This is a genomic window from Sphingobacterium sp. Ag1 (assembly GCF_000988325.1).
Taxonomy (GTDB): domain Bacteria; phylum Bacteroidota; class Bacteroidia; order Sphingobacteriales; family Sphingobacteriaceae; genus Sphingobacterium.
The window spans coordinates 186,551-198,611 of the sequence record NZ_LBGU01000038.1 but is presented as its reverse complement, the minus strand read 5'-3'; the positions used below and the strand labels follow the sequence as shown (position 1 = coordinate 198,611).

General features: G+C 36.7%; 6 protein-coding genes. All 6 read right to left on the bottom strand.

Annotated elements, in window-relative coordinates:
- Positions 1–25 precede the first annotated feature (25 nt).
- A complete protein-coding gene (locus tag AAW12_RS12795) occupies positions 26–958 on the bottom strand; it encodes a DUF1735 domain-containing protein (protein WP_046674019.1) in 933 nt (310 codons plus the stop codon).
- Between the two features lie 68 nt (positions 959–1,026).
- Positions 1,027–2,625 carry a SusD/RagB family nutrient-binding outer membrane lipoprotein gene (locus AAW12_RS12790; RefSeq protein WP_046674018.1) on the bottom strand — a complete coding sequence of 533 codons (1,599 nt, stop codon included), beginning with the start codon at positions 2,623–2,625 and terminating at the stop codon, positions 1,027–1,029.
- An 11-nt stretch (positions 2,626–2,636) separates the two neighbouring features.
- On the bottom strand, positions 2,637–5,774 hold the full coding sequence (locus tag AAW12_RS12785; protein WP_046674017.1) for a SusC/RagA family TonB-linked outer membrane protein: 3,138 nt from the start codon (positions 5,772–5,774) through the stop codon (positions 2,637–2,639).
- A 447-nt stretch (positions 5,775–6,221) separates the two neighbouring features.
- Positions 6,222–6,743, bottom strand: coding sequence for a lipid-binding protein (locus tag AAW12_RS12780; RefSeq protein WP_053003668.1), 522 nt, complete (start codon positions 6,741–6,743; stop codon positions 6,222–6,224).
- Positions 6,744–6,771: 28 nt separating this feature from the next.
- Positions 6,772–8,262 carry a SusD/RagB family nutrient-binding outer membrane lipoprotein gene (locus tag AAW12_RS12775; protein WP_046674016.1) on the bottom strand — a complete coding sequence of 497 codons (1,491 nt, stop codon included), beginning with the start codon at positions 8,260–8,262 and terminating at the stop codon, positions 6,772–6,774.
- An 11-nt stretch (positions 8,263–8,273) separates the two neighbouring features.
- Positions 8,274–11,453, bottom strand: a complete 3,180-nt coding sequence (locus AAW12_RS12770) for a SusC/RagA family TonB-linked outer membrane protein (protein WP_046674037.1) — start codon at positions 11,451–11,453, stop codon at positions 8,274–8,276.
- Positions 11,454–12,061: the final 608 nt, after the last annotated feature.

The following is a 12,061-nucleotide window of genomic DNA, read 5'->3' as shown; positions in this document are numbered from 1 at the left end:
CCTTTTCTATATGAAGTTTTTAGCACTATGGTCTAGGAGAATCAAATTTGATCTGAAGATCAAGAATTTCTCTCTTATTCGTTGTTTGTGCCCAGTCAAAATTTAATGTAAACGTTTTGGTTGCTGGATCATATTTATTGACTTTACCTGCAATATTTCTTAGGGTCGGCGAACCTAAAGCAAACATAGTTACTTCATTGGTAGCAGGGTTAATTGTTGCACGCAAGTTGTCGATACCTGCAATTCCAGAAGTACCACCTGCCCATTTCATATTGGTAATTTCAACAGTGTTTCCATCAATCGATTTAAGTGTGACCTTTGGATTACCAGCCAAACTTCCGTTCAATGCATCACCAATATTTAAAGCACCGCCAGTATAACGTTGTACAAGTCCCTTTTCAACGGTGTAAACACCGTCATATAAGTTTTTCGGTACAACACCTAAGACTATTGCTCCAAAATTACCAGAGATTGTCCCCTCACTTACAGATTTGATTTTTAATCCCAAAGCGTAGCTTTCTTTAAAATCAAATTTTTCAGGAAAAAACTTGATGTTTAAGTTTCCAATTTTTTGACCTTTCGGAATTGTAACCTCATAAGTTGAAACGGTATAATTCGCTGTTTGCAATGGTTGATATTTTGATCCATTCTGTGCATTATAAGCCGTAAGTATACTATTATCCAATTCTAGAGTAACTTTAACATCCGCTTTCGGATTATACACGCCTGCTATTTGAACAGGAATTGCAAAATCCGTTGTTGGAACCATATCAAAAGCCTGAATATAGAGCGGATATTTACTAGATGTCCCCGAAGATGGTGCTACAAAGTTTTTAAACTCTATGATATTTTCAACATTCCCTGCTGCATCAGGACCGATGATTGCATCGTCCTTCAAACAACTTGTGAACATAAACGGTAACAACAGTACCGAAATATAATTTATAATCTTTTTCATTTCAAATTAATTTACGTTTACCCAAATATTTATCAGTGTTTTTATTCACCGTTGGGATATTTCCACTGTTATTTCTGATCTATTACTTTTGCCCAGAACAATTTATCCGTGTATTTATTTACCGTCGGGATATTTGCACCATTATAACTGAACTCACTTGCTGGATAAGGCAGTCTAGCAAGATTTTTATCAGGAGCTGTCGAGCGTGATTCAGTAGAAATAAAATTAAACTTACCGTTACCAATCACATTGCCGCCAACAATTTTTGGATAACCGATTCGACGGTACTCATTATAGGCCTCGTGACCGAATAAGAAGTTTAATGCAATATATTTCTGTGTAATAATAGCCTCTAATTTTTCATCCTTTGTCTGTGCAGCTGACCAATCCGCCAAGTATTTACCCGCATTAGCAGAGACATAACTTGTCAGATAATTATTCGCATTTGCACCATTTGCGACAACATCAGATTCATTTTTATTTAAGTAGGTGAATGAAGCTTTAATACCATTTTCAAAAAAAGTTTTAGCATCACCTGAAAGTAATCCTTCAACGACCGCTTCTGCCCCAAGGAAATTTCCTTCTGCACCAAGCATTAAAGGTTGACCAGCAGATGGGCCTTTAATAACACCATACCCTCTATAATTTGTTGCACTGATTGTTCCTGAAGCTGGTTTCATAACCCAAGCAGAGGGAGAAATTCCCACTGGCGGATTGTTTGTATTTCCCAACTGGTTTACGTTCGTTGAAATACCATTGGCAAAAAACAAGTTTGCACGTGCTTCATCATTTAGTTTAGAACCATCAAAAAATGCCATTATAAATGGGGTAGGAATAAATTGCGTTCCCCATGTACCTACAGCGGCCCCGTCGGCACCATATGCCCAGGTATTCCACATTGGATTCTGCTTACCTGCAATTTTGGTAAATCCAGGTTGTACAATCACGTCATCTGTGATTACACCAATAGGATCTATCGTCTTATTGGTAAACGCCGCTTTACTGCCCGCGCGCAATACCAATCTTAATTTAAGTGTATTAGCAAATTTGGCCCAAGAGGTATTATCTCCTTTAAAAATAATATCCGATTTTTTAAAGACATCAGAAGGACCGTTTGCTTTAAAATAAGCCACCGCTCCATCAAGCTTTTTAGCCAAATCGACATAAATATCACTTGCTTTATCGTATTTTGGTGTTAAGAATGCCGCTCCTTGCAAAGCCTCAGAATAAGGAATGTCATTGTAGGTATCTACTAAATTAGCATAGTTGTAGGCCATCAACACTACAGCAGCTTGATTTAAATCCTGATAACCTGCATTTCCAGCAGTATTTTTAACAACATAGTCCAAATCCGTTAGTGTATTATAAACCCCGCTCCATAAACCACCAAACGCACTTGTTGCATAATCGTAGGTCAAGATATCTCCCCAACCCGAGACCCCACCAGATGTTGCATAGTAGCCTACAAAGCGTGCTCCATATGTATTAAAACCTGGAACTTGCTGAGCAGTCGCGACCATAGCCTGTGGTAACACCAACTCAGGTGTAGAATAAGTTGGTGAATTTGGGTTGGTATTTATATCTAACGCTTTATTACAGGATTGTAAACCTTGTGTACCAAATGCGGCTACCAATCCCAACATTATATATTTAATATTTCGTTTCATTTGTATTAAGATTAAAAAGTTAAACTAACAGAGAATCCAAGGTATCTCGATGGTGGCGTTTGGCTCAATCCAGTTAAACCAATCGCATTTCCGTTTGAAGAACCATTTCCGTCAGAGTATTCTGGATCGGTGTAAACGTTCGTCGCTGGAGTCCATAAAAATAAGTTACGCCCTTGGGCACTTACTCGAGCTCTCTTAATTACTTTTTGTCCAGCCAACCAACTTTTTGGAATGTTATAGGTTACCGACATTTCACGAATCTTCCAAAATGCAGCTGATGTCACATAAGTTTCATCGATATCCCTTCTTCCTGTTCCCATTGTCCAATAATCTGAACCGCCATCATACACTGTTATATTCGTATTAGCAACATAAGATTGCGTTGCATCATCCCAATAAGATGAGTTAGGGATAACAAACCGCTCTCTATCATAACCTACAGTATTGATTCCTGATCCTGAGAAATCAAAAGTGCTCGCTCCTCTGTGGTAAATATAATTACCTGTACGGTACTCAGCACTCGTATAAAAAGTCAGGTCTTTCCACGACAAACTAAGATTCAAACCAAGCGTATGCGTCGGCATTGCAGGCCCCATGTTGATCAAACTTTCAGTTTTTGTTGGATATCCCGTATTTTTATCCACAATAATCCGTCCTTGTGGATCTCTATTATAACCATAACCCATGATCACAGGAAACTTCTCTCCTGCAATTGCGTAAGATCCCGTACTTCCACCATAGGTGCCCAATGCCAATTGTGTTAAACCGGCTCCTACTGCTTCTACTCTATTATCAATATAGGTAAAGTTACCCCCTACCGTTAAATCCCAATCCTGTGTTCTGATCGGTGTAACCGTCAATTTAGATTCAATACCCTTACCCGTTGTAATACCTGCATTGACAAGGTAATTGCTGTATCCAGTTGCCCATGATATGATAGCCGGAACGGTATTATCTGTTGTTCTATTATTAAAATAAGTTGCATTGGCAGTAATCCGATTATTCCACCATTGTGACTCAAAGCCTAACTCAATTGAGCGAGTCATTTCAGGCTTTAATCCAGGCTGAACAATCTGATTTCCGATCGTAAAACCGCCGACACCGTTATATGGATATCCCGAACCTTGACTGAAAGTCGGAACTGTCGCATAAGCACCAAATGTAGATGTACTACCCACGTTAACTTGTCCCACCTTTGACCAGTTGGCAATCAGCTTCAAGAAATTTAATGATTCAAAATCTTTCAGTCCGTCAATAGCATCAGTCGCTACAAAAGACAATGCTACACCTGGATAAAAGAAGGATCTATGATCTGGATCAAGAATGGAAACCCAGTCATTACGTCCAGTCAAACTCAAGTAAAGATAATTTTTGTAAGCAACATCCACTTTTCCTGACAAGCCAAATGTACGGGCGAGGTATGAAGATTGACCCGCGCTTGGATTGTTCAATGAGTTCCCAAGATTATAAATATCAGGAATGACCAAGCCACTTACAGAAGCATTCATACCAGAATATTGATTTTGCAAAAATTGGAAGAGTACAGTGTAATCAAACTTAAAATCGCCATTGGTATGTGTTGCATGCGAGATAAAGTCTGTTGCAATATTTGTTGTATAATTAAATGCATCAGACACGCTGCCTGTAATATTATTACCCTTATAGGAACCATGAAGCCCTGCTGCATAAGGTGTGAATGAATATTTACCTGTGGTATATTTATAAGACTGATTGGCGGTTGTCATACCCACACGCCCCGTAAAATCTAACCATTGTAATGGTTTGAAACTTAAGTCAATGTTACCCATAAAATAGTCATTACGAATATTTTGACGATTATTTGCTGCTACAAAATAAGGATTATTATAATAGGCATTGTAATAACCGCTAGGGTCAGCAAATGGATTATTTTTCCAGTCTTTATAGCTTAACAAAGGGATTTGTCCAGGTTGGTTCAAAACTGCATCATAAATGGAAGAATTCGCCGATGTCTGATCGTATCGATTTTGTGCATAGTAAGAAGAATACGAAATATTCAGCTTATCACTTAATTCCCTAGCACCATTTACACGAGCTGAAGCTCTTGTGTATTTATCTCCAGGAACCGTACCTGTGGAATTTAAATACTGACCAGAAAAACGGAATGAGCTTTTATCCAGCTTTGATGCAACAGACAAGTTCGTCATATTGGTAACTCCGGTTTCCCAGAATTTATCTTTATCGCCGCTATATGAATATGGTGTATATTGCGTGCTTCCATCTTGGAGTGGATCCCCAATTAACACATTTGAACCGTCAAATTTAGGTCCATATTGTTGGTTTTCATAAGGTGTATAAATCTGAACATATTTATCCGCACCAGACCCGAATAACTTCTGCATCTTAGGTAAGAAAACAGAATTTTCAAAAGTTGTTGTGTTATCGATTGTCACTTCTAGTCCTTGAGAAGCAGCACCTTTTTTTGTTTTTATAATCAAGGCACCATTTGATGCTTGTGATCCATAAAGCGCCGCCGCAGAAGCACCATTCAGTACGGTGATATCTTCCACATCATCAGGGTTTAGATTACCTAACATAGCTGATGGAGAAATAATATTATCAATAACAATTAAGGCCTGGTTATTACCCGTTAAAGAGCGCATTCCCCGCAATACTACGCGGTAATTGGGATTTACACCACTACCAACTCCTTGTACTGTTAGACCCGCAACTTTTCCAGTCAGACCGGTCACAATGTTGGTCGGTTTTGCCTTTTGTAGATCATCTGCTTTAATGGTTGTTTGAGTAACACCAATAGAACGACGACTCGCCTGAAGACCGGCACCGGTTACCACGACTTCATCCAAAACAGACTCATTGTCGTTCAGTTGTACGTTGTATAAACTTGAACCTTGTGCAACTGTGATTGTTTTGTCTGAATAGCCGACAGAACGAAAGACTAAAATTTTTCCCGTAGGAACATTGATGGAATAATTACCGTTTGCGTCGGTTTGTGTGGCTTGGTTAGTGCCCTGAATAACAATAGTAACTCCTGGCAACCCCTCGCCATTATTACCTGTTACGCGTCCACTAACCTTCTTTTCTTGAGCGAATGCTACCGAAGTCAAGATAGCACCACCCAATAAAAAACTGAGTAGTTTGTGTTTCATATGTTTATGTTTAATTAAGTATGTTTATTTCTGCTTTTTGGCATTAAATACCACGGTTAGGAATCTTTCCTCTAATTATCGTTAGTTAGTTAGTTAGTTAGTTAGTTAGTTAGTTAACAAAAGCTATTTCATAGGAACGTACCAGCATATAAATACTTGAAAAACTTTTCATATTTCCCATTATGCGTATAAATGGGTGAATATTGGTCAAATCAAAACTTTAATTAAAGTGTTAAAGTTTTGTTAAAAACAAAGATATAATAAACTTTTAAATTTGCAATATTCTATTAATAATTTCGCTGCAAAAGAAACGCAAAAAGACATAAAAACCAATATATCAACAAAATAAATAACAGTCCAAGGATATTTAAAAAGAGACAATAAAAAAGGATTATCTAATTTCTAGATAATCCTTTTTTATAAATCGAGGATGTTTAAAGCTATCTGTTAATCATTATCCTCTAGTCCCGAATATCTTACACCTGAAATCCTATAATGATCATATCCCACTGGATTATCATTACTAAATTTCACTTCAAAGACGATACTATCGGCTACAGTACCATTTGGATACCTACCTACACCTTTTAACACTTTACCATTGGTAATATCAAACGTAATTTTAGCATCACCTCGTGTAGAAGCATTTTGAATATTCTTTCCTGAAAACGACATATTTGCTAAATCCAAGTCAACTTTACCTTTGAATTTCCAGAAATTGTTGTAGTCATCCACCCACATTTTATCGGAGGTATTCTGAACTGTATTATAAGTACCTATCTTAAAATGTCCCAATTTACGAACATCTTTCGTTACCAACGAGCCATCCGCCTTTACAGCATCAGCAATAACGTACCACTCTCCTGCAGTATCTCGTGTAGCAGTGCCACCTACTTCATCTTTCTTACACGAGTAAAAACCGACTGCTATTGTAAGGAACGAGGTCAAAAATTTATTTATTAATTTCATAAAGCTCTCTAATTTATTTTATTCAATTCTATTTTGCCCAAAAAACTGGCTCGGTATCCGGTTTAACAGCAGGAGCATTACTATTTGCATTTGTAGAACTCTGCGCATAACGGATACGTTGTAAAAGTTGGTTTTTACTTAATGTATTAAATACATCAATTGGTGTATATAATGTACCTGCCGCCAATAACTCCGGCTTAAATACATCATTAGCAACATTATAAATATCAGCACCAGTAACTGTACCAAATGTTGGGTATTTAAGACGTCGTAACTCACACCATGCTTCAAAGTTATTCGTACCAGACAAAGCCACCCATTTTTGAATACCAATCAACTTTGTGGAATTCGAATTATTATAGGCATAAGTACCTGTAATTATATTTTGCGCATCGGACGCTTGTAAACCAGCTGAAAGAAATGATTCAGTAATAGCATTGTTATAATGAGTTTTAGCGTCAGCGGCAGAACCATTTTTCGCATAGTATTCAGCCAAGAAAAACTCTACTTCTGATTTAGTAATTAAATATACTGGCGAGTCATACCTCATTGCAGGTCGGTTAAAGTTTTCAGCCTTGTACAATTTTGACGTTGAATAATTAGTACCAGACACACCGCCTAAATATTTACCATCCTTATTTTTGTCAAAAAATGCAACTAACCTTGCATCATTAGAATTCTCCATCACAGACAATAATGCTAAATTCAAAGTAACATTTTTTTGATTTGAACCAAAATAAGCGGCAAATTCTTCTTGAAAATAAGGATTTGCTTTACCCGTTTCATTTGCCCAAATTCCATCCCAAGCAACGTCTTTTGTGGGAAATTTATTTTGTGCTATTAATGCTGACAGTTCGCTTTTCACATCTTGTACGTTACTCATCCGCATTAGAATTTTCAGTTTTAGAGCATTTGCAAATCTAATCCACTCTGCAGAAGTTGATTTTCCGAACAACATTGACTCAATTACAGGTGTGTCATCAGACACTTTTGACAATGCCTCATTTAATTCAGCCAAAATACCTTTATAGACCACATCTCCGTTATCATACTTTGGAGCAAGAATCTCCTTTTTCCATGCTTCCGAATAAGGCGTCTCTCCATATGCGTCAACCAATGCTTCTAGAGCAAAAGCTCTCAATGTGGTCGCGGCCAGGTTATCTCCCCAATTACTTGTTGAAACAGATTTTGTACGGATTGTCTCCAAATTATTTAACACACGAGTATTTAACTGCGTATATGTACCGCTAGAACGTGTTTGAGAAGTTGTAAATTGTGAATAATCTAAATAGTTACTTGTCCCAAATAACTGCGCATATTGTTCGGAATAATATCCCCCAAGAATACGGAAAAAGTTTCCATAACTTGTTGCTAAGTTCATTTCAACGCCAGGAAGTATCAAATTACTTGTCACATTTTCTGGCACAGGAGCGGTTGGATCAGTATTTATATCCAAATATTTATTACACGATGTAACTCCTATTGCTATTGCCACTAATGGCAGTATAATTTTTTTCATTTTGCTCAATTTTAAAACTTCAGACTTACATTAAAACCATAAATTCTAGTTGCAGGATTTATGTACAATTCACCGAACTGTCCATCTAATCCAATACCACCTGTAGAACCTTCTGGATCAATAAATTTGTTGCTTTTTGGTGTCCATACAAATGGATTATTTACAAAAGCTGTAACAGCAATATCGCTTAATTTTACAGAGCTTACCCAATTTTTTGGAAAATTATATGTCAGGGATAGATTACGGATTTTTCTAAATGACCTATCTAGCAGATAATATTCTCCACCAGCACCGCCTCCTTTTTTATCCCAATAGTTTTGAAGCCCACTGGTAGACATTTTAACAGGAGTATTATTATCCGTATACGCTCCATTTCCACTACTAACTACGGAATTAGGAATAATGAATGGGTTACGCTCGTTATACAGAGTTTCAATACCATTACCTGTAAATTGCATTAAATTCTTGGTTCGTGAAAACATATAACCACCTTCACGTACATCTAATGCAGCACTTAATGTAAAACCATACGCACTCAACGATGTGGTTGCACCACCGACCCATTTTGGTTGAATGTTTTTTCCTGTACTTTGAACGTTAGACGTCAAAACAGGTAAACCGTCTGCCCCTACAATTAACTTACCATAGTGTTCACTACTTTGATCTTGTACATATTGCGGGAGATAGGTATAGAATGTTCCAAGCGGCTTTCCTTCCTCAGCATACATATATACGGCATCATTTCCTGCCGAGAAACTATTAACTTGGTATTTTCCTCCCAGTTCTTTTGGTAATGAGATAACTTTATTTTTATTAACCGTAAAATTCAAATCCAAATCCCAACGAAATTTCTCTGTTTTTACAGGAGTTGTGCTCAATAACAATTCAATACCTCTATTACGCACATTTCCGACATTGGTGACCATGGTAGCGAATCCGGTAGCTGGATCAATTGACAAAGGAAAAATTTGATCTGTTCGTTTGCGGTTATAATAAGCTGCATCCAATCCAATGCGATTGTTTAAGAACTTTAAGTTAACACCTGCTTCAAATTCTTGATTCATTTCAGGTTTCAACGTGTTACTGCCATTTCTAGTATCTAATAAAAATGAATTTTTATTATTGAAAGGGAAAGTCGCAATATTACTGCCATAATAACCATTGGCAAAAGCTTGAATATATTTAGCCGATGTCTGATAAACGCCAGCATCGTTACCTGTCTTACCATAAGCAAAACGTACTTTACCAAAATTCAAAATGCTGCTTTTTGGTAGGTTATTCGTAAATATCCAACTTAATGTGGCACCAGGGTAAAAATAATGGTTCTTATTGATAGGTAGTGTAGACGACCAATCGTTACGCGCTGTTAAATTCAAAAATACGGTTTCGTCATAACCTAAAGTCACATCCCCGAATACACCTACCAATCTGCGTTTAGTTTGCGATTCTCCCAAAGCAGATCTAGTGGAACCATTACTCAATTGCCAAAAATCTGTGTATACAGCAAGACTTTCTGTTGTTCCATTCATACTCGTTGCATACCTTTCGTTCAAGTTCATCCCCAAAATTCCTGTGAAAGAAAATTTGTCAAAACTTTTATCATAGGTTGCCAAGAAATCATGATTTAGCTCATAATTACGTCCGTAAGATACAGCTACAGCACCAGACTGATTCATAGCTGATGGTGGGTATCCCTTATCATCCGTAATAAACTTATCATCTAAATTAATTTCGGGAGTACCAACTTTGCGGTCGTAGTCAATATGGTCAAATCCAAAACGGTAAGTCAAATTTAATTCTTTAATTGGTCTAATATCTAACTGTAACTTACCATTAAACTGCTTTGAATTTAATCTATTATAATTATTTGCTAAAGCCCAATAAGGATTTGTAATACCATAAGGAGTGAAATAAGCTTCAGGAGTATTGAATGGGCTAGTTAAATCTTTCTTATCGGCGAGTGAAATGTCCCTCGGCAATTCTAACAGACCGTCAATAATAGAAGTACCTTGGTAATTACCCGCGACATCAGTTTTACTTGTATTAAAATTTAAATTCGAAGATATTTTCAACCAATCAGCAGCTTGATAAGATGTACGGTACGCAATTGTATTTCTTTTATACGAATCTGCATCAGTTGGCATAATACCATTATCTTTGACATTTGAATAAGATAAATAATAATTCATCTTTCTATCTTCGGATATACCATTAAAAGAAACACTGTTATTAAATGACTTACCTGTTTCAAAAAAGTCCTTTACATTATTTTTTTGAGCAGCGTAAATATGCGAAAGTTGCTGATCTTTCCAAATTGGCCCATATTTCTGTTCAGTTCCATCGAAACGAGGCCCCCAAGAAGCATTTTCAATAAAGGTCTGTTGCCCGTTCCAACCCTGCCCAAATTCATTTTGCATGATAGGAAAGACAGAATTCTGCCGAAATTGGATACCACCATTATAAGCAATAGAAAAATTCCGTCCATTTCCAGCTTTTCCAGATTTAGTTGTAATAACAATGACCCCATTGGCAGCGCGACTTCCATATAGAGCGGTTGCAGCAGCGCCTTTAAGAACAGTCATTGATTCAATGTCATCAGAAGATAAAGCAGAAATACCGCCACCTTGGATTGTATTACCTTGTGTATTGAATGTTGTTGATTGTAAAGGAACCCCATCTACTACATATAATGGTTCATTACTACCAGTCATTGATCCATAACCGCGAATTGTAATAGAAGATGCCGAACCGGGAGCTGGACCCGTTGAATTAACTGTAACACCGGCCACTTTGCCTGCTAACGAACTCAATACATTGGTATTTCTGGCAGCTGCAAGCTGTTCACCACCAATTTTTGTTGCAGAATAACCTAGCGATTTTTCTGAACGCGTAATACCCATAGCTGTTACAACAACTTCTTCAAGTGCATTGTTAGAGTTATCTAGTGTTACGTTAAAGGCAGATTGTCCTTCTTTAACAATTAACGTCTTATCTGCAAAGCCTACTGAGCGAAATACGATAATTTTACCATTAGGCACTGACAATGAATAATTACCATTTGCATCTGTTTGAGTAGCTACATTCGACCCTTGGACAACGATAGTTACACCTGCCAATGGCTTACCATCCGCTCCAGTAACATGACCACTGACCTTTCTCTCCTGCGCGAACGCAATAGAGGTCAGAATCATACTACCCACGAATAAACTGAGTAATCTGTGTTTCATATGTTTACGTTTATAAAAATGTTATTTTATTAAATACTATGGTTAGTACTATATACTTTCCAATAATCTATATATGTCCTAGTTAGCACCTATTTTTTAACATATTGTAGAGCTGTTAAAAAATGTTTAACACAAAATTATAATTTTTTTTATTTTTTACAATGCAAGCATAACTCCTAAACAACAATTAACCAAACGATTAATGCAACAGACTGATTAACAGTCGTTTATTTTTCTAAAAAATTCACTTGAAAGTAACAGTGTTTTACTGAAAAACAAAAAATGCTTTATTACTAATAAATTTCATTAAAACATACTAATTTGACCTAAAAAATAATCATATTTTACTTGTATTTACTCACAGACATACGACATGTCATATTCTACAGACATATAAACTCATATCGTCATCACACAAATATTATCTATCAGCCTTATTATATCAAAAACATATCGTCATTTTTAATAAGATTTTCATCGATTGAGAAAATAAAAAGAGATCTCGCAGCGTTCTTCATCTCCAGTTGGATCAAAATCTCTAAATAAAGTCAAACGGCAAGCATTTAATCATT

Excerpts from the sequence above, each read along its gene's own strand:
- AAW12_RS12785 (WP_046674017.1), bottom strand. The coding sequence starts at position 5,774 with ATGAAACACAAACTACTCAGTTTTTTATTGGGTGGTGCTATCTTGACT.
- AAW12_RS12770 (WP_046674037.1), bottom strand. The coding sequence starts at position 11,453 with ATGATTCTGACCTCTATTGCGTTCGCGCAGGAGAGAAAGGTCAGTGGT.
- AAW12_RS12790 (WP_046674018.1), bottom strand. The coding sequence starts at position 2,625 with ATGAAACGAAATATTAAATATATAATGTTGGGATTGGTAGCCGCATTT.
- AAW12_RS12795 (WP_046674019.1), bottom strand. The coding sequence starts at position 958 with ATGAAAAAGATTATAAATTATATTTCGGTACTGTTGTTACCGTTTATG.
- AAW12_RS12775 (WP_046674016.1), bottom strand. The coding sequence starts at position 8,262 with ATGAAAAAAATTATACTGCCATTAGTGGCAATAGCAATAGGAGTTACA.
- AAW12_RS12780 (WP_053003668.1), bottom strand. The coding sequence starts at position 6,743 with ATGAAATTAATAAATAAATTTTTGACCTCGTTCCTTACAATAGCAGTC.